This window comes from Flavobacterium facile (assembly GCF_036321945.1).
In the GTDB taxonomy this organism is placed as follows: Bacteria; Bacteroidota; Bacteroidia; order Flavobacteriales; family Flavobacteriaceae; genus Flavobacterium; species Flavobacterium facile.
This window is the reverse complement of sequence record NZ_JAZAYT010000035.1, coordinates 384,428-409,219: the sequence shown is the minus strand read 5'-3', so window position 1 is coordinate 409,219 and position 24,792 is coordinate 384,428. Positions and strand designations below refer to the sequence as shown.

The 24,792-nt window shown below is 31.4% G+C and carries 22 protein-coding genes; 12 read left to right on the top strand and 10 right to left on the bottom strand.

The genetic code is table 11. From position 1 onward, the window contains the following. The first annotated feature begins 66 nt into the window (after positions 1-66). Entirely contained in the window at positions 67-2,901 is a 2,835-nt protein-coding gene (polA, locus tag UEQ13_RS14400; protein ID WP_329807022.1) for a DNA polymerase I, read from the top strand. 82 nt (positions 2,902-2,983) lie between these two features. Here polA and UEQ13_RS14395 read toward each other — a convergent pair whose 3' ends face one another. The 3 genes from UEQ13_RS14395 to UEQ13_RS14385 are packed head-to-tail and all read right to left on the bottom strand — an operon-like array spanning position 2,984 to position 7,798. Next, the gene (locus UEQ13_RS14395; RefSeq protein WP_329807021.1) at positions 2,984-4,378 is read right to left on the bottom strand and encodes a DUF5689 domain-containing protein; all 1,395 of its coding nucleotides are present in this window, start codon (positions 4,376-4,378) and stop codon (positions 2,984-2,986) included. 5 nt (positions 4,379-4,383) lie between these two features. After that, positions 4,384-5,004 (bottom strand): choice-of-anchor J domain-containing protein, encoded by a 621-nt coding sequence (locus tag UEQ13_RS14390; RefSeq protein ID WP_329807020.1) that lies wholly within the window; start codon positions 5,002-5,004, stop codon positions 4,384-4,386. A 10-nt stretch (positions 5,005-5,014) separates the two neighbouring features. Next, a complete protein-coding gene (locus tag UEQ13_RS14385) occupies positions 5,015-7,798 on the bottom strand; it encodes a TonB-dependent receptor (protein WP_329807019.1) in 2,784 nt (927 codons plus the stop codon). Positions 7,799-7,935: 137 nt separating this feature from the next. On the opposite strand from UEQ13_RS14385, the gene UEQ13_RS14380 reads away from it, so the two are divergent. The 3 genes from UEQ13_RS14380 to amaB all read left to right on the top strand — a co-directional run bounded on the left by UEQ13_RS14380 (position 7,936) and on the right by amaB (position 11,326). Beyond that, the gene (locus tag UEQ13_RS14380; protein WP_329807018.1) at positions 7,936-9,033 is read left to right on the top strand and encodes an endonuclease/exonuclease/phosphatase family protein; all 1,098 of its coding nucleotides are present in this window, start codon (positions 7,936-7,938) and stop codon (positions 9,031-9,033) included. 110 nt (positions 9,034-9,143) lie between these two features. After that, positions 9,144-9,677, top strand: a complete 534-nt coding sequence (locus tag UEQ13_RS14375) for a 3-hydroxyanthranilate 3,4-dioxygenase (RefSeq protein WP_329807017.1) — start codon at positions 9,144-9,146, stop codon at positions 9,675-9,677. A gap of 95 nt (positions 9,678-9,772) precedes the next feature. Next, entirely contained in the window at positions 9,773-11,326 is a 1,554-nt protein-coding gene (gene amaB, locus UEQ13_RS14370; RefSeq protein WP_329807016.1) for an L-piperidine-6-carboxylate dehydrogenase, read from the top strand. 95 nt (positions 11,327-11,421) lie between these two features. On the opposite strand, the gene UEQ13_RS14365 is transcribed toward amaB, so the two are convergent. Both UEQ13_RS14365 and UEQ13_RS14360 read right to left on the bottom strand, forming a co-directional pair. Continuing rightward, positions 11,422-11,997, bottom strand: a complete 576-nt coding sequence (locus UEQ13_RS14365; protein WP_329807015.1) for a PhnA domain-containing protein — start codon at positions 11,995-11,997, stop codon at positions 11,422-11,424. 3 nt (positions 11,998-12,000) lie between these two features. Beyond that, the gene (locus tag UEQ13_RS14360) at positions 12,001-12,525 is read right to left on the bottom strand and encodes a DUF6646 family protein (protein ID WP_329807014.1); all 525 of its coding nucleotides are present in this window, start codon (positions 12,523-12,525) and stop codon (positions 12,001-12,003) included. A gap of 158 nt (positions 12,526-12,683) precedes the next feature. Between UEQ13_RS14360 and UEQ13_RS14355 the strand changes: the two genes are divergently transcribed. The 4 genes from UEQ13_RS14355 (at position 12,684) to UEQ13_RS14340 (ending at position 15,289) form a co-directional block, all read left to right on the top strand. Next, complete coding sequence (locus UEQ13_RS14355; RefSeq protein ID WP_329807013.1) at positions 12,684-12,854, top strand: hypothetical protein; 171 nt, start codon at positions 12,684-12,686, stop codon at positions 12,852-12,854. Between the two features lie 857 nt (positions 12,855-13,711). Then, entirely contained in the window at positions 13,712-14,044 is a 333-nt protein-coding gene (locus tag UEQ13_RS14350) for a hypothetical protein (RefSeq protein ID WP_329807012.1), read from the top strand. Positions 14,045-14,051: 7 nt separating this feature from the next. Further along, positions 14,052-14,597 carry a sensor histidine kinase gene (locus UEQ13_RS14345; protein WP_329807011.1) on the top strand — a complete coding sequence of 182 codons (546 nt, stop codon included), beginning with the start codon at positions 14,052-14,054 and terminating at the stop codon, positions 14,595-14,597. A gap of 29 nt (positions 14,598-14,626) precedes the next feature. Further along, positions 14,627-15,289 (top strand): response regulator transcription factor, encoded by a 663-nt coding sequence (locus UEQ13_RS14340; protein WP_329807010.1) that lies wholly within the window; start codon positions 14,627-14,629, stop codon positions 15,287-15,289. 464 nt (positions 15,290-15,753) lie between these two features. Here UEQ13_RS14340 and UEQ13_RS14335 read toward each other — a convergent pair whose 3' ends face one another. Continuing rightward, the gene (locus UEQ13_RS14335) at positions 15,754-17,562 is read right to left on the bottom strand and encodes a hypothetical protein (RefSeq protein ID WP_329807009.1); all 1,809 of its coding nucleotides are present in this window, start codon (positions 17,560-17,562) and stop codon (positions 15,754-15,756) included. 987 nt (positions 17,563-18,549) lie between these two features. Next, on the bottom strand, positions 18,550-19,287 hold the full coding sequence (locus tag UEQ13_RS14330; RefSeq protein ID WP_329807008.1) for a metallophosphoesterase: 738 nt from the start codon (positions 19,285-19,287) through the stop codon (positions 18,550-18,552). Positions 19,288-19,411: 124 nt separating this feature from the next. On the opposite strand from UEQ13_RS14330, the gene UEQ13_RS14325 reads away from it, so the two are divergent. The 4 genes from UEQ13_RS14325 (at position 19,412) to UEQ13_RS14310 (ending at position 22,878) form a co-directional block, all read left to right on the top strand. After that, complete coding sequence (locus tag UEQ13_RS14325; protein ID WP_329807007.1) at positions 19,412-19,651, top strand: FeoA family protein; 240 nt, start codon at positions 19,412-19,414, stop codon at positions 19,649-19,651. After that, positions 19,652-21,745, top strand: coding sequence for a ferrous iron transport protein B (feoB, locus tag UEQ13_RS14320; RefSeq protein WP_329807006.1), 2,094 nt, complete (start codon positions 19,652-19,654; stop codon positions 21,743-21,745). It abuts the gene before it with no gap. 124 nt (positions 21,746-21,869) lie between these two features. Further along, the gene (locus UEQ13_RS14315) at positions 21,870-21,989 is read left to right on the top strand and encodes a FeoB-associated Cys-rich membrane protein (RefSeq protein WP_407934663.1); all 120 of its coding nucleotides are present in this window, start codon (positions 21,870-21,872) and stop codon (positions 21,987-21,989) included. A gap of 40 nt (positions 21,990-22,029) precedes the next feature. After that, positions 22,030-22,878, top strand: coding sequence for a hypothetical protein (locus tag UEQ13_RS14310; RefSeq protein ID WP_329807005.1), 849 nt, complete (start codon positions 22,030-22,032; stop codon positions 22,876-22,878). A gap of 1 nt (position 22,879) precedes the next feature. On the opposite strand, the gene UEQ13_RS14305 is transcribed toward UEQ13_RS14310, so the two are convergent. From UEQ13_RS14305 to UEQ13_RS14295, 3 genes are read right to left on the bottom strand one after another with little or no spacing between them, the layout of a single operon-like run. After that, positions 22,880-23,278, bottom strand: a complete 399-nt coding sequence (locus UEQ13_RS14305; protein WP_329807004.1) for a hypothetical protein — start codon at positions 23,276-23,278, stop codon at positions 22,880-22,882. 16 nt (positions 23,279-23,294) lie between these two features. Continuing rightward, entirely contained in the window at positions 23,295-24,113 is an 819-nt protein-coding gene (locus UEQ13_RS14300) for a ZIP family metal transporter (RefSeq protein WP_329807003.1), read from the bottom strand. A 1-nt stretch (position 24,114) separates the two neighbouring features. Further along, positions 24,115-24,762 carry a metal-dependent transcriptional regulator gene (locus UEQ13_RS14295; protein ID WP_329807002.1) on the bottom strand — a complete coding sequence of 216 codons (648 nt, stop codon included), beginning with the start codon at positions 24,760-24,762 and terminating at the stop codon, positions 24,115-24,117. Positions 24,763-24,792: the final 30 nt, after the last annotated feature.

Here is a 24,792-nt window from a genome sequence, read left to right as displayed (position 1 = left end):
AATTTTAACAAAGATTTTTTATTTAAAGAATTGTATTTTTACAAACGAATAAATAAAAAACCATTTATGTCACAAAAACGCTTATTTCTTTTAGACGCTTACGCACTTATTTTTCGCGGGTATTATGCTTTTATAAAAAACCCAAGAATCAACTCAAAAGGCATGGATACTTCTGCCATTATGGGATTTATGAATGCCTTAATGGATGTAATTAAACGTGAAAAACCAGATCATTTAGCCGTTGCTTTTGATAAAGGAGGAAGTACGTTTCGTTTAGAAATGTTCGAACAATATAAAGCCAATCGAGATGCTACGCCAGAAGCCATAAAAATTGCCGTTCCGTATATTCAAGAGTTATTAAGCGCCATGCACATTCCAATTATTGAAGTGGCAGGTTTTGAAGCCGATGATTTAATTGGAACGATTGCCAAACAAGCCGAAAAAGAAAACTACAAAGTTTTTATGGTGACTCCAGATAAAGATTTTGCACAATTGGTTTCCGAAAATATTTTCATGTATCGTCCAGCTCGAATGGGAAATGATATTGAAATTTGGGGAATTCCTGAAGTACAAGCCAAGTTTGAAGTCGTACATCCATTACAAGTAATTGACTACTTAGGAATGATGGGTGATGCCGTGGATAATATTCCAGGCTTACCTGGAGTTGGAGAAAAAACTGCAAAGAAATTATTGGCGGAATTCGGTTCGATGGAAAACCTTTTGGACAACACAGATAAACTAAAAGGCGCTTTAAAAACTAAAATTGAAGCCAATAAAGAACAAGGAATTTTATCTAAAAAATTAGCTACGATTTTATTAGATTGCCCAGTGACTTTTGATGAAAAAGATTACGAATTATCTACACCAGATGTAGAAAAAACAGATGCGTTGTTTATGGAATTAGAATTCCGTCAAATGAAAGCGCAGTTTGACAAATTATACAATCCAGCAGCAACTTCAGAAGAAACTGCTTCAGATACTCCAGTTTTAAAAAAGGCTCCAGTTAAGAAAACGAATGATGAACAATACGATTTATTTGGTTTTTCTGATGCGGAAGATGTAGTAGAAACACAAACTTCGTATTATGCGAACTTAGAAAACACAGAACATTTTTACCAAAACGTGCAAGGTGATTTACCTACAAAAATGTTCATTCAAAATTTATTGAATCAAACTTCAGTTTGTTTTGACACGGAAACGACTGGTTTGGATGCTTTAAATTCGGAATTAGTTGGTTTAGCGTTTTCATGGGAAAAAGGAAAAGGATTTTATGTACCATTTCCAGAAAATCAGGAAGAAGCACAAATTTTAATCGACAAATTCAAACCGTTTTTCGAGAATGAAACCATTGAAAAAGTCGGACAAAATATTAAATACGATTTAAAAATTCTTTCTCGATACGGAATTGAAGTTAAAGGAAATTTATTCGACACGATGATTGCGCATTATTTGATTAATCCAGATATGCGTCATAACATGGATGTTTTGAGTGAAACGTATTTGAAATATTCACCAAAATCTATAACCGAATTAATTGGTAAAAAAGGAAAAAACCAAGGCAATATGCGTGATATTCCTTTGGATGATATCAAAGAATATGCTGTAGAAGATGCGGATGTTACGATTCAATTGAAAAATCATTTCTTACCGATTTTAGAAAAAGTAGGTACGAAAAAATTATACGATGAAATTGAAATTCCCTTAGTTCCCGTTTTAGCCGATATGGAAAAAGAAGGAATTAACTTAGATGTCGATTTTTTGAAAAAAATGTCAGTTGAAATGACTGCTGAAAGTAAAGCTTTAGAACAAAGTATATACGAAACCGCTGGTGAAACGTTCAATTTAGCATCTCCAAAACAATTGGGAGATGTGTTATTTGACAAAATGAAAATTGGTGGTGCGAAACAAAAGAAAACAAAAACCGGTCAATATGCTACTGGTGAAGAAATCTTAAGTTATTTAGCTAACGACAATCCGATTGTAAAAGACATTTTAGAATGGCGTCAAATGGTGAAATTACAAAGTACTTATATTGATGCATTACCGAATCAAGTAGATCCAAAAACAGGTCGTGTTCATACCGATTATATGCAAACGGTTGCTGCTACGGGACGTTTGAGTTCTAACAATCCGAATTTACAAAACATTCCAATTCGTACCGAAAGAGGAAGGCAAATTAGAAAAGCGTTTATCGCCAGAGATGAAAATTATACGTTAGTTTCTGCCGATTATTCTCAAATTGAATTGCGAATTATTGCGGCTTTATGTGGTGAAGAAAATATGATTGAAGCGTTTAGAAATAACGAAGACATTCACAAAAGTACGGCTGCAAAAGTCTTTAATGTACCTTTAGAAGAAGTGACTAAAGAACAAAGAAGTCATGCTAAAACGGTAAACTTCGGAATTATTTATGGTGTTTCTGCTTTTGGATTGAGTAATCAAACGAATTTATCACGTAAAGAAAGTGCGGAATTAATTGATGCGTATTACAAAACCTATCCAAAATTGAAATCGTTTATTTCAGATCAAGTTGATTTCGCAAGAGAAAACGGATTTGTAGAAACGATTTCAGGTAGAAGACGTTATTTAAAAGACATAAACTCTGCGAATGCTATCGTTCGTGGTGGAGCTGAAAGAAATGCCGTAAATGCGCCAATTCAAGGTTCTGCTGCCGATATTATTAAAATTGCGATGATTAACATTCATAAAAAACTAAAATCGGAAAACTGGCAATCTAAAATGTTATTGCAAGTTCATGATGAGCTAGTTTTTGATGTACATAATAGCGAATTAGAGAAAATTCAACCCATGATTAAACACGAAATGGAAAGCGCCTTTAAAATGATTGTTCCATTAGACGTGGAAATTGGAATGGGTAAAAACTGGCTGGAAGCGCATTAAAAGAGTTTTCAGTGTTCAATGTATTCTTAAAAAAAAAGCCTTCTTAAAATTAAGAAGGCTTTTTTTTATATATTAAATTGTATTAGTTGATAAGGATATCATCAATTTGTACAGTAGTTGTTTGTGTTGTTGTACCGATATATTCGAAAACAAAATAACCATTTCCTGTTAAACTTACTGGGATATTATATGTCCCAGGAGAAGAAAATGTATTCTCTGAAGCACCAATTGCTGGATAAGTAATATTGAATCCAGATCCAGTTGTGATATCAGTTAATTTCGATCTATCTACTGCACTTCCCGCTACATAATCTGCACTTTTAATGTAATATACTTTTAAAGCAACTTCTCCTCTATAAAATCTCATTTCTTTTTTAAAAGTCATAGTACTAGCTGCAGTAAAATCTACAGGAACCATAAAGAATGTTTTAGCTGGAACTCCAGGATTTGTAGCACCCGCAAAAGAAGACATTTCAATATATTTATTTGCTGGTGTTCCAAACGATTTCACTTGCCAGTATCTTGGTCCTGAATCTGCATCATTAATATATTTTGGAAAATTTGCAAGATTCAAAGCGTATGATGTAAATGGCTCATTTAATGTAGCATCAAAAACATTAGCACTTCCTACAATTGGAGGAGAACTATCAACTCTCGGTCCGTTCAAATGTACATCATTTTCCGTACGAATCATAAATTGGAAATCACTATTATATTTAGTAAGTATACCTCTGATTTTACCATTTCCAGTTGCTACGTTTTTAGATGAAAAATTAGCAAATTCACTTACTCTTACAATAATTGAATTCCCTGAAGCATCTGTTAAAGTATGATTTGTAGCTGTCCAAGTTGGGCTAGCATTTAAACTTTTATCAAAATATTTTTTACCAACTGAAATTTCTGCAAATTGTACTCCATCTAACTCCACTAATTTATTAGTATTAGCATTGTTTTTTGCAGCGGCAATTGTTAAGTGATTCACCAATGTGTTTTCATCCACTTTTGTACAACTTCTTTTGATGGCAGCTTCATATTCTACACCAGAAATTCTTCCAACTTGAGTTCCAGCGTATAAAGACCCAAGATCTAATGAAGCTGTTTGTGTATTATTTGCATAATATCTTTTATTCAAATTGATAAATACTTTTCTTCCTGGTTCGTATTTAGTATATAAATTATAAGCATCAATTGGCATACTAAATCCTTTAGTTCCATCAATAGAAACCATAGAAATAGATTTGTAGAAATTTCCACCTTCGTCACTTGAAGTTACATATGCTTCAATTATAGAATCTGTAGTAGAATTCCATTGTTGAGCAGTTGTAGTTGCAACTAAAGCAACATCTTGTATCGTTTTTGTAGCTGTTAAATCAGCACATTCACCAGTTAAATCTGGCTCACTATAATTGTCATTATTGATACAACTAAAAAGAGTTGTAAATAATGATGCGGCTAAAATTAATTTTAAATTTTTCATATCGATTATTTATTTTCAAACAATTTAATATCATCTAACTGAAAAGTAGTAGTTGTTCCACCAGCTTTGCTACCCATATATTTAAAAGCAATATAAACATTATTACTTTCATAACTGCTTAAATCAATATTTCCGCTTGAAGTAGCTACATCATCAGCAGTTGGAAGCGTTGGGCTTAATTCTGTCCAAGTTGCTGTAGAAATTCCAGCTTGAGTACCATCAAAGTTTGTTGAAACTAATGCTTTAAGTTGTGCTCCATTTGCATATCTTGTTTTAGTAGTAAAAACAAAAGTTTCATTTCTAGTCGATGTAAGGTCAATCTTAGAAGTTATTAACCAAGTTTGATCAGTTGTACCTGCAGCAGAATAAAACGAAGAAAACTCAGCAAATACAGTATTATTAAATGATTTACCAATCCATTTTCTGGTACCAGTTAAATTATAATTCCCCCAACCAGAAATATTAATAGGAATTTCTGTTGAACCACTTCCGTAAGGTTGTCCTTCAAAGTTTTGAGAAAAAATTAATGGCTTAAACGGTGCGATGTCCGTAATATCTTCTTCGCAACTTACTACTAAACTTAAAGTAGCAAAAGCAAGTACTATTCTTAAAAAATTATTTTTCATAGCAATTAAATTAGAAGTTAACATACAAATTTACAAAATAAGTTCTTCCGTATCCGTAAAAATATTTAGATCCAAAAGAGGGTGTGCTGTTTGCATTATCCGCTTGTTGATCTGGGAATGTAGCTTTTCTTGATTGCTCGAAACCTCCAGTTTTATATGTTGTATCTAAAACATTATTAACTGAAGCAAAGAAACCAATTGTTGTATTATCTACTCTCCAAGACTTTCCACCTGTTACGTTTAATAAATTAAACTCTGCAAATTTTTCTTGTTTTAAAGCTTTTCTTACTGATTCATCATTAGCTCCAGGGTAACCTAAACCGTCTGCAGAATTAATAACAAAATTATCTGTTCTTAAAATATTAGAAACATCTAAATAAGAATCTGCTAAATAGTTGATGTTTGCTCCAATCCACCAGAAATGTGGATCTCTATATTCTAAACCTAAAGATGCTGCTGTTTGTGGCATACCTGCAACTCTGTAATTTTTTAAATATGCTTTACCAAAATCAACTACTGGTTGAGAGTTTGTTAAAGTAGCTTGTCCATCATCGTTAATTTTTAAATTTGGATTGTTTCCATATAAATATTGACCGTAAGAAGCCGCAACAGTGGCTTTAATTGTAGAAGTAATTTGGTATTCTAAACCTAATTCAGCACCAAAGTTTCTCTTTTCAACTCCTGTCAAAATTTCAGAAATAAAAGAGTCTTGTTCATTTCCATCTACATCTTCCCCAACACCTTCAGCATAATAGAAAGAAATTTCTGTTGCATTTTGTACTTTAGAAGCAAAACCAGTTAAACGTGCTTTGAATTTAGGTGTTCTTATTACATAAGAAGCATCTAAACTTGTAACTTGTTCGCTATCTAAATCTGGCGTAATGTTATTGTTAATACGTGCGTTAGCAAAAGTATTTCTCATGTTTGGTGCTTTTGTCATATACACCCCGTTGAAATCTAATAAATGCTGACCTGTAATTTTGTAGGTAAATCCTCCTTTGAAACCAAAGTTTTCAAAAATTTGTTTACCACTTTTCCCGAAAGAGTTGTTTGCGTAAATTCCATTTCTGTATATACCATCTCTTTCGTATTGACTTCTTGAGAAAGATTGCGCTAAATAGAAATCTGTTTTTTTGTAAGTGAACTTAAACTGAGTAAAAGCATCCATAACAATAGCATTCAAATTATAGTTGTACCCGTAAGCATCACCCACTTTAATTTGTCTATTTGGATTGTTTAAGTCTGATTGCTCTTGTCCTGGATAATAATTATCACCTGTTAAGTAGAATGGATCAATATCTGAAAAATAATCACCACCTAATAAATCCAACATGTTTTGGAAATTATGAGATTTTAATTTTTTGAAACTTGCACCTGCATTTAATTTTACGTTATCAGATAAATCTGAGAATAAAATTGAATTAGCTGTAATTTGCTTGTCATCCGTTCTGTCTTGGTATAAGGCGTAAACACTTTTTCCAGGATTAGCACTATTTTGGTTTGCTATATACATAGCATTCCAGTTAATTTGACTGTTGTTTAAGAAATACGTTTGTGCCGAAGCAGCTCCAGTAGCATCCCCTAAATTATAATAATAACTTGGTAAGTTTTTGTAATATGTTGGGTCAGGACTATTAGCACCTTGATAGTCTAATCTACTGTTTCCAATAGAACCTGTTTGGTAAGATACATTTGTATTTAATGTAGTTTTTTCAGTCATTTTCCAATAGTGACTTAACATCATCATTGGCTCTTCTACATCTTTATCTCTAGAATTACGTTTTTTTCCGTTTTGCAATCCCCAATAAGAATTGTATTTAATTCCCATTAAGTCGTTTACTTCTTTAGTATTAGGAGAGTTTTTTCCTCTACTATTTTGAGCATAAATACTAGTAAAGTTTAAACTATGTTTTTTGTTGAATCTTTTCTCCACACTTGCAAAAAATGAATTTGCGCCATAATCTGTACCTTCAAAATAACCTTCTTTTGCCCATCTTCTTGAACCAGAAATACTATAAGCCCAACCATTATCCATTAAACCTGAATTATGAGTTATCATAGATCTCCAAGAATAATTTGTATTAGTCCCCGATTGAGAAATTCTTGTTCCTTTTCTGTATAAAGAAGCTCTTGTATTAATTTCTTGAGTTCCTAAAATTCCACCGAAAGTATAATCAGATGGTGCAGAACCTAAAGTAAATTCTTGATTTCTAGTTGCGTCATTTAAACCACCCCAGTTACTCCATTGTGGTCTTCCATCGTAGATTTTGTTCATAGAAATACCATTAATCATAGTAACTCCATATTCATTATCTAAACCTCTCATTCTAAAACGAGCTTGTCCCCAATTGAAAGCTGCGGCTTGTTGGTACGCATCTCTAGAAGATTGTAACAATCCAGCAGTACTTTCAGAACCACTGTTGTCATCACCTAAATCGTTTTCCGTAATAGTTACTAAACTTAATTGTTGTTCCGATGTAATGTCTTCTTCCAAAAACATTAATCCAACATCTAAAGTTTGGTTTTCAACTACTTCAATAGCGAAGTTTTGTGTGTTGTATCCATCTACAGAAACAACCAAAATTTGATCTCCTTTTGTTATGCCTTTAATTAGAAATTCTCCTAAGTTATTAGTAGTAACAAATTGTTCGTTAGACTGAATCATAACTTTTACGCTACCCAAAGGGTTTTGCGATTTAGAATCAACTACTTTTCCTTTAACAGTTGATTGATTTTGAGCCATTACAAAAATGGCCTGAAATAGAAATAAAAGACTTAATACAAGTTTTTTCATACTTAATTATTAATTAATACTTTAACTAACATTTAATTTACAAAAACTAAATGCGGGCAAATGTACAACATTTAATAATATTATTTACCTTTGGCATCGATTTTGCTTTAATATTTAATCATAATTTAACCTTAGACATGAAAATTAAACCATTTTACAGCGCTTTAGCAGTTCTTTTGTTTGTTGCAACGAGTTTTGCACAAGAGAAAAAAAACTACATGGTTAACACAATAGCTTTCTATAATTTAGAAAATTTATTTGACACTATTAATGATCCTACAATTAATGACGAGGATTTTATTTATACCCCAGAAAATTACAAAGACAAATTAAAAAAATTAGAAAGAGTAATTTCTCAAATTGGAACTAGTGCAGAGCAAAAAAACTCTCCAGTTGTTTTAGGTGTAGCAGAAATTGAAAACAGACAAGTTTTAGAAGATTTATGCAAACAACCTTTGTTAGCGGCAAAAGGATATGCAGTAATTCATTTTGATTCTCCAGACCGAAGAGGGATTGACACTGGTTTTTTATATCAAAAAGGACATTTTACACCAACGAGTTACAAAAACTACCCTTTAATTGTAACAGAAGATCTTACAGATAAAAAAGCAAAAGACAAAGAAAAAGTAGAAGATACTGACGATAATGTTATAGATACCAAAACAAAAAGAATCTATACTCGTGATCAAATACTAATGACTGGCTTATTAGATGGAGAAGAAATGCACTTTATTGTAAATCACTGGCCTTCTCGTAGAGGTGGAGAAAAGAAAAGTAGCCCATTACGTGAGGCTGCTGCTGCTTTAAACAAAAAAATCATAGATTCATTACAAACCATCAATCCTAACGCTAAAATTTTCACAATGGGAGATTTAAACGACGGACCTTTCAACAAAAGTGTAAAACAAGTTTTAGGGGCAAAAGGTGATGAAAAAGATGTACAACCTTTAGGCTTATACAATCCTGCTGAAAAATTAATGAATAAAGGAATTGGAACATTAGCATTCAGAGATTCTTGGGATTTTTTCGATCAAATTATCATTTCTGAATCTTTATTAAGTAGAGACAAACTTTACCCAACATGGAAGTACTGGAAAGCTGGTGTTTATAATGCGCCATTTATGATTCAACAAACCGGACAATATAAAGGGTATGCTTTAAGAAATGGAGCAACGGGCCCAGGGTATTCAGATCACTTCCCTTCTTACATTTATCTATTGAAAGAAAAAAAATAAATCTAAAACACTTATATATTAACCGTCTCAACAAAATTGGGGCGGTTTTTTATTTTTTGTCTGTTTCGAAAAATCGGCGTAAATTCGTGAAACATAAAAATTTCTACAACATGTCAATAGCCAAACCTTTCAACCTAAATAAATGGATAGAAGAAAATCGTCATCTTTTAGTTCCGCCAGTAGCCAATAAAAATTTGTATGTTGATTCAGGCGATTATATCGTAATGATTGTAGCTGGACCGAATGCGCGAAAAGATTATCATTATAATGAAACAGAAGAATTATTTTATCAATTAGAAGGAGAAATTACCGTTTACATTCAAGAAAACGGCAAAAAGAAAGCAATGAAACTTTCTGCTGGCGACATGTTTTTATTACCCGCAAAAGTACCACATTCTCCAAACAGAACAGAAAACTCTATTGGTTTAGTTATCGAAAAAAAACGAAATCATTTAGGCTTAAAAGATGGTTTACTATGGTTTTGCGACAATTGCAACCACAAACTTCATGAAGTATATTTCGAATTAAACAATATTGAAAACGACTTCCTTTCTCATTTCAAGGATTTTTATTCCTCAGAAGAAAAAAGAACTTGTGACAAATGCGGAACAATAATGGAAACCAATCCAAAATTTGTGAAATAACTCACTTTTTTAGTGATTCCATTGATTTGCATTGCAATTCAAATCTATTTATTACCTTTGCATAAAAATAACAAAAACACATAATAAAGTTACATATGTCAACAATAGCATCACAATTCGGAATGCAAGAAGCCTTACAAGCATTAGGAATTAAAGAAGTAAACGACGGAACTTCTACAGGTTCAAACAGTTTTTCTTCAGGAGAAATCATCGAAAGTTATTCACCAGTTGATGGTCAATTAATCGGTAAAGTAAAAACAACAACTGCTGCAGACTACGAAAAAGTGATGCAAAGTGCAACGGAAGCATTCAAAACATTCCGCGCTATGCCAGCACCTCAACGTGGAGAAATTGTGCGTCAGTTTGGAAATAAATTAAGAGAATTAAAAGAACCACTTGGGAAATTAGTTTCTTACGAAATGGGAAAATCTCTTCAAGAAGGTTACGGTGAAGTTCAAGAAATGATTGACATTTGCGATTTCGCAGTAGGTTTATCTCGTCAATTAAACGGGCAAACAATTCCATCTGAGCGTCCAGGTCACGTAATGAGAGAACAATGGCATTCAATTGGAGTGGTTGGAATTATTTCTGCTTTCAACTTTCCAGTAGCTGTTTGGGCTTGGAATACAGCATTAGCATGGATTTGTGGAGACGTTTGTGTATGGAAAGCTTCTGAAAAAGCACCATTATGTTCTATCGCTTGTCAAAATATAATTGCTGACATTTTAAAAGCAAATAATTTACCAGAAGGAATTTCTTGTATTATTAATGGAGATTACAAAGTAGGTGAAATGATGACAACAGATGTAAGAATTCCGTTAATTTCTGCAACAGGTTCTACAAGAATGGGAAGAATTGTGGGTACAACTGTAGCACAACGTTTCGGAAAATCTTTATTAGAATTAGGAGGTAACAACGCGATTATCATCACGCCAACTGCCGATTTAAAAGTAGTAGTTCCTGGAGCGGTATTTGGAGCGGTTGGAACAGCTGGACAAAGATGTACTTCTACACGTAGATTAATCATTCACGAATCAGTTTACGATAAAGTAAGAGATGCGATTGTTGGTGCATACGGACAATTAACAATAGGAAATCCATTAGATCAAAAAAATCATATTGGTCCACTTATCGATACAGATGCAGTAAACACGTATTTAGCAGCAATTGAAAAAGCTAAAGCTGAAGGTGGAAAAGTATTAGTAGAAGGTGGCGTTTTATCTGGAGAAGGTTACGAATCTGGATGTTATGTGAAACCAGCAATTATTGAAGCTGAAAATCATTTCGAAATTGTTCAACACGAAACTTTTGCTCCAATTTTATATTTAATGAAATATGAAGGCGAAGTAGAAAACGCGATTGACAAACAAAATGGTGTAGCACAAGGTTTATCTTCAGCAATTATGACAAATAGCATGAAAGAAGCGGAAAAATTCTTATCATTCGCTGGTTCTGACTGCGGTATCGCTAACGTAAACATCGGAACTTCTGGTGCAGAAATTGGTGGAGCTTTTGGTGGAGAAAAAGAAACTGGTGGTGGAAGAGAATCTGGTTCAGATGCTTGGAAAGTATACATGAGAAGACAAACTAATACAGTAAATTACTCTGATCAATTGCCTTTAGCACAAGGAATTAAATTTGATTTATAGAATTTATAAATTTTAGAATATAGAAAAACCCTGCAAATATAATGTTTGCAGGGTTTTTTAATTGTTGACAGATTGGCTAATGGACCAACTGAAAACTACTTCGTTTTCTTTACATATTGCGTTAGAATAACAATATGTTGGTTTTCAACTCTACCTTCAATTTGATTGGCATTGTCCCAAACTAATTTAATATTATGAACGGCTGCACCACGTTTTGCAGTGAAAGTTGCGCCTTTGACATCTAAATCTTTAATTAAAACCACAGAATCGCCGTCTAATAAAATATTTCCGTTAGAATCTTTGTGGATGATTTTTCCTTCTTCATCTTCATCTTCACCAGTTGCTTTTGCCCACTCTAAAGCATCTTCGTCTAAATACATCATTTCTAATAAATCATGATTTTTTAAACGGGCTAACATCCTCCAAGAAACAATTTGTACTGGTAAATTTTCGTTCCACATACTGTCTGACAAACCTCTCCAATCGGTGGCGTTCATCAAATCTTTATTTTCAATTTGATCTCTTAATTGTTTTGTAATTAAAATACAGTTTTCAGGAATGGCTTCTGTTTTAGGTTCTACAATGTAAACCACTAGGTTTTCATCGCTTCCGCTAATTTCACAAACACTTCCACTTCTGTCTTTTAGTCTTTTTTCAGTAACTATACTCATTTCTTATAAATTGAATGACGCACCAACTTGAAACACAAATTGATTGTTATATTTACCAAATACACCAGGATTTGAATCATATTCAGCAATTGGAATATTCATTTCTGTATACACACCAAAACCGTCTGTAAAGAAATATCTGAAACCTAAATGTGCTCCAAAATTTCTTGTCCCTAAATTTAAACCTGGATAAAGATCCATATTATCTTCAAAACCAATAACATTTCCTAAGTTAGCGTTAAAACGAGCTTTAATATCTGCTCTATCTTGAAATTTTGGTTTTACAGTATCAATTGAATTTGTAGCGGCATTAAATTGGATGCCATTATCAGCACTTAACATATAACTTGCCGAAAAACCGAATGACATATTTTCTCCAATTCCATAATCGTTAGTTAAAACAATACCAGTTCCACCATTTTGAATCGTAGCACCAATTTGTAATTTTACATCTTCTTTTCCTTTGTAGGCTTGCGCGTTGGCTAAAAGTCCCATTCCTAAGAATGCCATAAATACTATTTTTTTCATCTCTCTATGATTTAAATTGGTTACAAAAATAATGAAAATTAACATTTCTTAAGGTAAAGCCTTAATAAAATTTATTCTTACAAATTTAAAATTACTAAAACACAAAACTTAAATAAAATTAATTACCTAAGAAAAAATTATTCTTATATTCGGTTATCATGGCAACTTTAGTGTCTTGTTCAACTGAAGACGAGCAAACTTACAATCAAAACAGGAAAAATATAATTTTGAGTACTGAAAACACCTCAAATTTACGCGTAACCCACAAAGACTCAACTAACAGAGTAAATGATAGTATTTCTGAACCAATAAAGCCAAAAAAAGACTAAAACATCCATATACAAATATTAAAAACATTAATTTTGTATATATCGAAATTTAATGAAGATTAAGAAAATAATTTTAACTCTATTTACTTCTATTTTATTATTAGGTTGCGATAAATCTATTGAAAAAAATCAATTAGAATTACACCACAAAATAGACACACTGTTAGTAAAAGCAAATGATGATTTACTCGATAGGAAATTACTTTTAATTTTTACTGACAGTGTATATCTCTTTTAAAAAACATCGAGACGGATAGCATTCATAAACACTATGAATTTAAAGTTGCTAATAGATACTACAACTTAAATTTGTTTGAAAAATACAAAAAAACAACATTAAGGATTCAAAAAAACGCAAAAAAAATAAAAAATAACGATTATCTTTTTGAATGTTATTCGCTTTTTGGATTGTATGAATTAGGCATGAAAAACTACAAGAAAGCATTAGAATATTTTAGCTTGGCGGAAAAAAGAACGATTACAAAAACTTATATTATTACTCAAAAAAAGTGCTTTCAATTAAAAATTTAAAGTTTATTGAAATAAGCACGTATTCTTATCTTAAAAACTTTTTTGGTTATAAAAATTAAAATTAGGCGACGCTTCTTCCGTAGAGGAATTTAAAGAAAGTTTGAATATTGGGGACAGTTTGAATTTCAAACCTATTCAAAATACTTCAAACCTACATTTAGGCGAATAGTATCTTTAATTAAAAGATACTTCAAAAGCAAAACTTTATTTTAAAGGTATATAGCACTTATTTAGTTGACGACCAATTAAAAGCATTAGAAAAGCTAACTTTAACGGAGCCAAAAAACACAAATTTTCTAAAAAAGATAGCTTACTTAAAAGACAGCTTGTTTTTAATTGAAAGACAAACTAGAGATAAATTTGCTCGAATTGAATATGAAACAAATGAAATAATTTCAGAAAAAAAGGGAATTGAAAAAGAAAATGAAAAAATGACAAAAAAACCACGATCGGTTTCCTCAATTGCAATTGTAATAATTTTAGTCATTCTTTTGTTATATTTTATCAAATCTAGAAACTTAAAAAATCAAGAAATTAAGTTCATTCAAGAAAAACAAAATAACAAAGAGGAAATTTATACCTTAATGCTGAACCAACAACAACGCATTCAAGAAGGGAAATATTACGAAAAAAAACAGAATTTCACAAGAATTGCATGATGGAGTCATGAGTAAACTAACGGGCATTCGATTAAACTTATTCATTTTAAAAAAAAGACAAGATACAGAAACTATTCAAAAGCGTTTACCTTTTATAGATGACATTCAAAATATTGAAATAGAAATTAGACAAATCGCACATGATTTGAATCAAAATTTATTTGATGACAATGTGACTTTCATATCTATAGTTGAAAATCTATTTACTATGATTAAAAACCATTCAGATATAGAATTTAACTTACAAGTTGATGAAAGAATTGATTGGGATTTGATGAACTACAATATTAAAATAAACATTTACAGAATTATTCAAGAAACGTTACAAAATATCGACAAATACGCACAAGCTTCAAAAGTGGATATAAAAATGAATAAATATGAAAATGAAATTCACATAACGATCACTGATAATGGAATTGGATTTAACAAAAACAAAAAAGGAATCGGATTAAATAACATGAGAAAAAGAATGGAAGAAATTAATGGTCAATTTCTATTAGAATCAACTCGAAAAAACGGCACAAAAATAAGCCTACAATTTAAAATATAATTAGTATATTTCTGATAAATTTACAAAACATGAATTCAAACATTTTATTGGTCGACGATCATCCCGCAATCCTAAATGGATATATTTCGGTTCTAGGCTTTAATGATAAAGAAATTGAACTTACACCAACATTTTGTTACAATTGTGAAGATGCCTATAACGCCATCACTAATCCGGAACATAGTAATTATTTCGACTTTATTTTTCTCGACAGAAGCTTGCCTCCTTTTCCTGAAATGAATATTACATCCGGTGAAGATTTAGCAATTCTAGCAAAAGAATATCAACCTAAAGCCAAAATTGTAATGTTAACAGCCCATGCTGAAACCTTTATTATATATGATATTATCCACAAAATACAACCAAATGGATTAATTATTAAAAATGATGCAACTGGCGAAGTTCTTTTAGAAGCTTTTCATGATATTGTTGAAGGTAAAACTTATTACAGTACTACGGTATTAGAAAACATGAAAAATTTATTAACTAGAAAAGATTATTTAGATAGTACTAACAGACAAATTATCGTTTTATTAGCTCAAGGATTTAAAAACAAAACTATAGCAACACAATTAGGAATAAGTGATAGTACTGTAGAAAAAAGAAAATCAAAAATTAAAGAATTTTTCATAAATAATAAAATTACTGATGAAGAACTTATTAAAGAAGCAAAAAATCAAGGATTTATATAATTTAACATAATTTACGGCAAAACCGTAATTAAAAGTAAAAGTTTACCATTACCTTTGAATAGGTAAATATTTCATCAAACAACTGGGGGGTTGTAAAATGAGCATAATCCGTCTGATACTTTCAGACGGATTTTTTTTTATCCTTTATTTGCTTTAAAACAGCAATTTAGAAAAAAAACACCCAAGAAACATAGACTACATACAAACTTATTACTGAGAACAAATTCTGTAAAATTAAAGTCTTAAAATAACTGGGGAAATTTACAGCTAGATATCCCGAATCTATTGTTAATCGCTTAGAGAAACGATTACAATTTTACAAACTCCAATTATCATTTTATATACGCTCATCTCAAATAAAGCCAGGACAAATCTAAGTAGCTGAAACAAATTATAGTCCAAAAAAAATGTGCCAAAAAGATTTGACACAGTTTTTTTTATAATAACTATTAAGAATTAAAGCATCATTTTTGTTTAACAGTGGTTTTATCCAGCATGATTTCTTGCTTCAACTTTGTTGGACCAATAGGAAGTCTTAAATTTTCAAATTCAGAATTTATATTTCCATTTACATCTTTACTATCAGCTCTACTTCCAACAATATGCCAAGAAAAACTAACATTACTATTTCCTTTATTTAATTCTTTAACTCTAAATCCAATATTTGATTTATCTGTAACAAAAACACCATTACAATCCCCTTCTAATTGAATAAAAACTTTTAAAGGATGCTTCTCATCAATTTTCATTGAAGCAGCTAATACTTTATCCAATGTAATATAAGATTCTCCATTAGTTAATTTTGCTACACCATAATCTTCAAATAAAACTTCTGGTGCTTCTGGACAAAACATAATTCTTGGTTTTTTGTTTTCATCAAGAATTATTGTAGATGCAACTCCATTTCCAATTACCTTATAATTTGTACCACCACCACCTGCACCGTTGTGATTGTATTTTAAACCCGCATAAGAATAAGATTGTGCACTTACACCTCCCTCAAAATAACCTCCAAATAACACATTTGCCGTAGGTAAAAGACCATCTGGTGATGCATTATCTTTACCTGCCAATTTTGCAAAAGCACTTGAACCAGCTGTAGAAGCATTATTATCGTTATCTAATGAAAAACCTCCAGCAGCATGACCATTGTGAGCAGCTGTATTAGGGTCACCATTTCCTGTACTAGCATACACACCATAACCATCAACATGTGAACCTGCAATTCCAGCCCCTATTGTAGGTAAAATACTTGGAGGTGTTGCCCCAGCACTTGCTATTATACTTGTACCCGTTGCATTACCGTTTGTTGCCCAAACTGCATTTCCCTTTCCTACATTATCATCATTATTTACAGCGTTTATTGCATCATTTCCAACACCAGTGTGAGAAACTTTTAACTTTTCAGAAGCAGCTCCTGTGTTGTTTATTCCAACACTTCCATCTGATCTAATTCTCATTCTTTCATTAAAAAAAGGTGTGGTAGCTCTACCAGTAGAAAAAATAATTGATTTTGTGTTATTAGCATTGGCAATATACATGTCTTGACCACTTCCTATATAACTTACATCATTTGCTACACCAATATTATAAGCTGTTGGAAAATTAAACGTTGAATTATTAATTCCAATCCAAGCAAAACCTGTGGTTGCATTTCCATTATCTGCTGTAGCGGAATACCCACTTTGTGCTCGAACACCTGTACTCGTATTTTGTACATTATATTGTAAAAAATCATTTATACTTCCTGTTGCATTAACAACAGAATTTACAGTAGTTACTCCAGCCGCAACATCTAATTTAGAGGCAGGACTTGGAGTTCCGATACCTAAATTTCCAGCGCTTGTCACTCTAACTTTTTCCGTATTATTTGTTCTTGTAACAAAATCAACAGCATCAGTAGTACCAATAAAATTTGTAGTTGCGACTGTTCCAACATTTCCTGTCAATGACCATGCGGCAAGATTTCCAGTTGTTATTGGCACCCAAATCGTTCCATTCCAATAATAAAATCCAGGCGCAACTTGATTTGGGCCTAAGGCAGATGTAAATGTATTATACACCAACTCAGAAACTGTTGGAGTTAAAACTGTAGCCACATTTGTTGCAGCCAAAGCAACTCTTGGAATCAAAAGTCCTTCATTTGTAGAAGTGACATCCAATGCTCCTACAGGAGAAACTGTTCCTATTCCAACTTGAGCATTACAATTACTATTCCCTAAAAAAGAAATCATAAAAGTTAAAAAAAACGATTTTAAAGTAAAGTTCATCATATAAATTATTTTTGTTAATTATTCAAATTTAATAAATTATTACTAATTAATTTAATAATATTACAAATATATAAATAAAATATTAAGCATTTTTATTAACTATTGTTAAATTTTATATTATTCAAATTGAAGCAAAAAAAACAAAGCTTTATATAATTTTAACGTTTTTTACGAAAATGCCGTAACTGGAAGACTGCTAGAACAAGTATATTTACACCAATAAATTTTTCATAAGCAACTAGGGGGTTGTAAAATGAGCAAAATCCGTCTGAAACTTTTAGGCGGATTTTTTTTAAAATGAAAATTTAACAAAAATTACGGCTAAGCCGTAAGCTAGCAAACGTATTTATTACTAATTTCGTTATAGTAAATTTTTCATATAACAACTGGGGGGTTGTGAAGTGAATATAATCCGTCTGAAATTTTCAGACGGATTATTCTTTTTAATAAATTCAGGTACTATATTAAACATTTTTTACGAAAAAACCGTAAGTATAAAACACTTCTCAAAAGTAATTTATACTTCTAAAATTTAAACCTTGATAAAGTTAATTATCAACGTAATTGGAGTTTTAACAACCTAATTTAAATAGCATTAACTTTTAATCTAAAGGTTTTTCGGTTTAAAAAACAAAAAGATATAATTTATTCATAACCATAAATAAATAGTATACAAAAATTTAATTATACAAAAATTACTTCTAAAGATTTAATCTTAGAAGTAGATCTTAACAAGTTATCAAAAGAAGAACAAGTTTTAATGTTTGGAACTAACTACACTATTAAAACTAGAATGGAAAATACATCATTCGTTCAAGATGAAGATTTTATTTTTGAAATAAATCTTATGCTTTATTTAGAGCTAAATCCAACGTATTGCTTGCTAAAAAAAAGGAATGTATCCTTTACGATTTAAAGATGAAAAAGTACAAGTTTTACTTTCATTATCTCCTTCAGAGTAAAACGATTTCATCCAAAAAATCAAAACTAATTTCTACCTAATTCCTTTGGGTACAAATCTGGCAACACCTCACTTTGCCAAAATTCTTTTGAATCAATGTCCATAATGGTTAACGCGCCTTTAAAAGCAGCACCTGTATCTAAATTCCAAACTGAATTTTTAAATTGAGGCGCCACTTTTTCCGTTTTAGAAATAGGCGAATGTCCAATATAAATTTCCGAATAAATTTTTAATCTTTTTGGATACAATTCAGAATTCTTATCTATAGCTTCGTCCAAACATGAAGCCACTTCCCAAAGCGTTCTGTCCCAATACAATAATTTTGGAAAAAACTCAAGTTTCACACCATTCATATTGGTAAAACCTGCATGAACAAACAATCTATTTTGTTCGTCTAAATAATAATTTTGTAAGGATTTTAAAAACTGAATGTGTTTTTGTTTGGTTGGGTTTGAAACATTCAAATAAGCATTAACAGTCGCTTTTCCTCCATGTTTAAACCACATTTCTTCATTTAAATGTTCATGATTGTTTTGTAACCAATCTAAAAGTAATTCGTCATGATTTCCCTTTATAAAAATACAGTTTTGCTTTTCAGACAAAACCATTAAAAAATCTAAAACTTCTGGTGATTGACTCCAACCATCAACATAATCCCCTAAAAAAATCAAAGTGTCTTTTAGGGAAACTTTTGCTCTTTCTAAAACTTGTTCAATTGCTTTTAATCCTCCGTGTATGTCGCCAATTACTAATGTTCTGCTCATTTATATGTTGTAAAATATATGGACTAATGTACAAATAAAACTTCAATTGCAAAACATGACATTTGTTAGGTTTATATTTTAAGAATTACTTATCTTTGTATTTTAATTCAATCTAAATAAGTTCGTGAGCGATTGTAATGCTTCTTTCCTTAAAAAAGGACAAAGTGCCCAAATTATCGATATTAATATTGACGAAATTCCGTTAAAATTAATTGAAATGGGATGTTTGCCTGGTAATGACATTGAATTAATTCAAATTGCTCCAATGGGCGATCCTCTATTTTTTAACATTAATGATTCGAAAGTGGCTATTAGAAAAAAAACAGCTTCTGCTATCTATATCAGTCTAGAATCCATTAAATAAATGACTCCAAATACTATAAAAGTTGCGCTAATTGGTAATCCAAATGTTGGAAAAACATCTGTATTCAATCAATTGACCGGTTTAAATCAACAAGTGGGAAATTACCCTGGAATTACCGTTGATAAAAAAACGGGGATTTGTAAAATCAATCAAATTACCAGAGCAAAAATTATAGATTTACCCGGAACATATAGTTTAAATGCGAATTCCATTGACGAAAACGTAGTGATTGAATTGCTTTTAAATAAAAATGATGAAGATTTTCCAGATGTTGCCGTTGTAGTGACTGAAGTAGAAAACCTTAAACGAAATTTATTGCTTTTCACACAAATAAAAGACCTTGAAATTCCAACGTTACTTGTCATTAATATGAGTGACCGAATGAAACAAAAAGGAATTGAATTAGATATTCCACTATTAGAAACTGCATTAAAAACTAAAATTGCTTTAATCAGTTCTCGAAAAAATATCGGAATTGACAAGGTTAAAGAATTAATTTTAAATTACAGATCACTTTCTACAGAAGCGTGTTTAAATGCCAGTTCTATAGATGAAGAATATTTTAACAGATTAAGAAAAGCGTTTCCAAATCAGTTATTATATAAATTATGGTTGGTGATTACACAAGACGTTAATTTCTTAAATTTAGAACGAAACGAAATTGAAAACAACTTCACCCGTTCGCACACGGAATTAAAAAAATTACAACAAAAAGAAACTATAAAACGCTATCAATTTATTAATGATACGTTGAAAGTAGCTCAAAAAATAGATAAATCTAAAGCTACTGATTTCCAAAGTAGGTTAGACAATATCTTAACACATAAAGTTTTTGGTTACTTAATTTTCTTCGGAATTTTAATGCTAATTTTTCAATCTATTTTCGATTGGAGTAGCATTCCGATGGAATTTATTGATACGAGTTTCTCTAAATTAAGCGCATTTACCAAAAACAATCTTCCACAAGGAAAATTCACAGATTTAATTTCAGATGGTATCATTCCTGGAATTGGAGGAATTGTGATTTTTATTCCACAAATCGCCTTTCTTTTCTTATTTATTTCTGTTTTAGAAGAAAGTGGTTATATGAGTCGAGTTGTGTTTTTAATGGATAAAATCATGCGCCGATTCGGATTATCAGGAAAAAGTATTGTGCCTTTAATTTCCGGAACAGCTTGTGCGATTCCTGCTATCATGAGTGCCAGAAATATAGAAAACTGGAAAGAACGTTTAATTACGATTTTAATTACGCCATTTATAACATGTTCCGCAAGATTACCTGTTTATGCGATTTTAATTTCCTTAATCATTCCCGAAAAACGCTTTTTAGGTTTCAGTTTACAAGGTTTAACCTTAATGGCTTTGTATTTATTGGCTTTCGTAGTTGCCATTGCTTCGGCTTATATTTTAAACAAATTGTTGAAACTGAAATGTAAATCATATTTTGTAGTAGAAATGCCGAGTTACAAAGTCCCACTGTTTAAAAATGTAGCGTTAAATGTTTTAGAAAAAACGAAAGCTTTTGTAACGGGTGCTGGAAAAATAATTTTAGCGATTTCTATTGTTTTATGGTTTTTAGGTTCACACGGACCCGGAAATTTCAACAAAGCAGAAGAAATTATCGCACAAAAAAATGCGAATGTTCGTTTATCTGAAGGCGCTTTCGAAAACCAAGTTAACGCATACAAATTAGAAAATTCTTATATTGGAATTATGGGTAAAACCATAGAACCAGCTATCAAACCATTAGGTTACGATTGGAAAATCGGAATTGCTGTGGTGAGTTCATTCGCGGCTCGTGAAGTATTTGTTGGAACTTTAGCGACGATTTACAGTGTTGGAAGTCAAAGCGATGAAGAAGCAACTATTAAAATGAAAATGGCGGAAGATATTGATGCCAATGGAAATAAGATTTTTAATTTTGCTACAGGTATTTCCTTACTTTTATTTTATGCTTTCGCGATGCAATGTGTGAGTACATTAGCCATCGTAAAAAAAGAAACGAATTCATGGAAATGGCCTTTAGTGCAACTGGTTTTTATGAGTGGATTTGCATATGTTGTGGCTTTAATTGCTTATCAAACACTGAAATAGATTTTTAAACACATAGTCACATAGGTTTTTTTTAATTCTTTAGAAGCTTCGCTTTAGATAGTTATCATTAGAAATGTTTTAAACACAGTTTTTAAAATTAAGACCAATTAAAACGCAAATTATTATGCAAGAAATTTTAACTTATATCTGTTTAGCCTTAGCCGTAGGATTTTTGGTTAGAAAATTCTTTTGGAAGAAAAAAGCCAACAAAAAAGGCTGCGGAGACGATTGTGGTTGTAAGTAATTTTCGGCATTATTTTTGAAAGAAAAAGAAAAACTTCTTTATGCTAAAAAATACTTTACTACTTATCCTTTTTACTTTTTCAAGTAGCTTTTACGCTCAAAAAATTGATAAATCTAAGGACGAATTAAAATCAGGAAAAGAAGATAATCGTCCACCCTTACCTACCGAACCCACATATCAAAATTCCACTACCACTTCTCGTGAAAGCGATGACTCTGACGATTTAAGCACACTAGCTTTTTTTGGTAAGATTGGATTTTATGCTTTTTTATACGGAGGAATTGGCGATTACGAAAATGAAGATCATTTATTTAGTATACTTTCACCTTATCCCTATTTCGACAACAAAACAGGAAATTACATGAAATATGATGAAAAGTACGAAGAAGAATCGAAAGACATCATACGATTTGATGTAGAAAACCATTTTTTATATGGCAATAACGCTTCTTTTGGAAATCATTTGAAAGGCAAATTTCGACCTTTTCAGTATTTCTATCTCCAAACTGATTATAGAACATTGATAGAAAATGACAAATTTTCTAAAACAACTTCCAATTTATCTTTATTTCAATTTAATTTTGGTTACGACCGATTACGTTTTGAAAAATTCAATCTAGGTTGGACACTTGGCGCAACCTATATTGCTAACGACATCAATAAAGCCGGTTTCTCTTACGGATTAAACACGGATATTTTTGCGTTTAAAAATGTAAGTTTTAATAGCGCAATGCTTTGGAGTAAAATCAACGGATTGCCTGTAAATTCCTTCGAATTCAGAGGGAAATACCATAAGAAAAATCACTTTTTTTCTATGGGTTATGAAAATTTAAGAATTGCTTCACCAAGTTATAACTATGCCACTTTTGGAGCTGGGTTTTATTTTTAAATTATTCTAAAATTAATTCTATTTTATAATCTTTCAATTCCAATTGCTTTTCTGTTTTAGAAGGAGAAATTTTATATTTAATTAATTTCTTATTATTTGGAATATATTTTCGAAACCAAGCTAAATTTTCTTCTTTCGTTTTTTGAGAAAAAGTTAATTCAAGAGATTCTTTGATTTCTTTGTTTTGTAGAACACTTAGTTCCATAACTATTTCTCCAGCCCAAATACAATTAGTTCCTTCTGGACATCTTGAATCGGAAACAATTTTATTAATTACAATGGTATAATCATTCGTAACCACTTCATTTTTGGAAGTAAGCATAACTTCATTTGCATTTTCCTTTACTGATTTACAAGCTACAAAAGCAAATAAAATAAAAACTAAAATTACTTTTTTCATATTATATTTTTTAAAATTATCCTAAAGCTACATCCAAACTCATCATCACAATAAAACCACCAATAAATCCTAACGTGGCAATATCTGTATTATTATCTTGTTGGGTTTCTGGAATCACTTCTTCTACTACCACAAAAATCATCGCACCTGCTGCAAAAGCTAAAGCATAAGGTAAAATTGGTGTAAAAAAAGTTACGGCAAACGCACCTATAACTCCAGCAATTGGTTCTACTATTGCAGACGATTGTCCGTACATAAAACTTTTTCCACGACTCATTCCCATTCTTCGTAAAGGCATAGAAACCGCAATTCCTTCAGGAAAATTTTGAATTCCAATTCCAATTGCTAAAGTAACGGCTCCAGCAATAGAAGCTTCCGGAATTCCAGCAGCAACTCCACCAAATAAAACCCCAACAGCTAATCCTTCTGGAATATTATGTAAAGTAATGGCTAAAACCAATAAAGTGGTTCGTTGCCAAGGTGATTTTATACCTTCTGTTTCTTTAAAATTAATATGTAAATGAGGCAGTGTTTTGTCTAACGCAAATAAAAATAACGCACCCATTAAAAACCCAGAAGCTGCTGGAATTACTTTTGTAAAACCTTCGCCTTCACTCATTTCTATGGCTGGCGCTAATAAGCTCCAATAACTTGCTGCAACCATTACACCGCCAGTAAAACCTAACATTCCGTCTAAAACGGCTCTGTTCATCGTTTTAAAAAAGAACACCAAAGAAGCTCCAGCTGCAGTAACTAACCACGTAAACATGGTTGCATAAAACGCCGCTAAAATGGGATCAATACCTTCTAAATATTTTATTAAATCTTGATACATATTATTTTACGTATAAATTATTAGCAATTTTGTCTGATATAACTAAAATAGTATTGTTAATTTCAATTTTTATTGTGCCATCAAAGGCTTCTTTTTCTAAAACTTTAATATTTGTACCTAACGAAATTTGTTGTTTGTTTAAATATTGTAAAAAATCAACTGAAGTATCTTTTACACCAACACACGTGATGGTTTTTCCTGTTTCAATTTCAGAAAGTAATTGTTTTGCTATCGTTGGAATTTCTCCTTTTGCGTTAGGAATTGGGTCACCATGCGGATCAAAACTTGGAAAATTTAAAAACTTATCCAACTGATTAATCAATTTTTCCGAACGAATATGTTCTAATTCTTCCGCTACTTCATGGACTTCATCCCAAGCAAAACCTAATTTTTCTACCAAAAAAACTTCCCACAAACGGTGATTTCTGACAATCATTTTCGCATTTAGTTTCCCTTTTTCGGTTAAAAAAACACCTTGATACTTTTGATAGTCCACCAATTCTTTGTCCGATAATTTCTTAAGCATATCCGTTACAGATGAGGCTTTTGTATCTAACATTCCAGCAATAGCATTTGTATTAACGCCTTTTGGTGAAAGGTTCGACAAATGATAAATTACTTTTAAATAGTTTTCTTCGGAAGTGGTCATAAAATACGTTTGAACAAAAATAGTGAATAA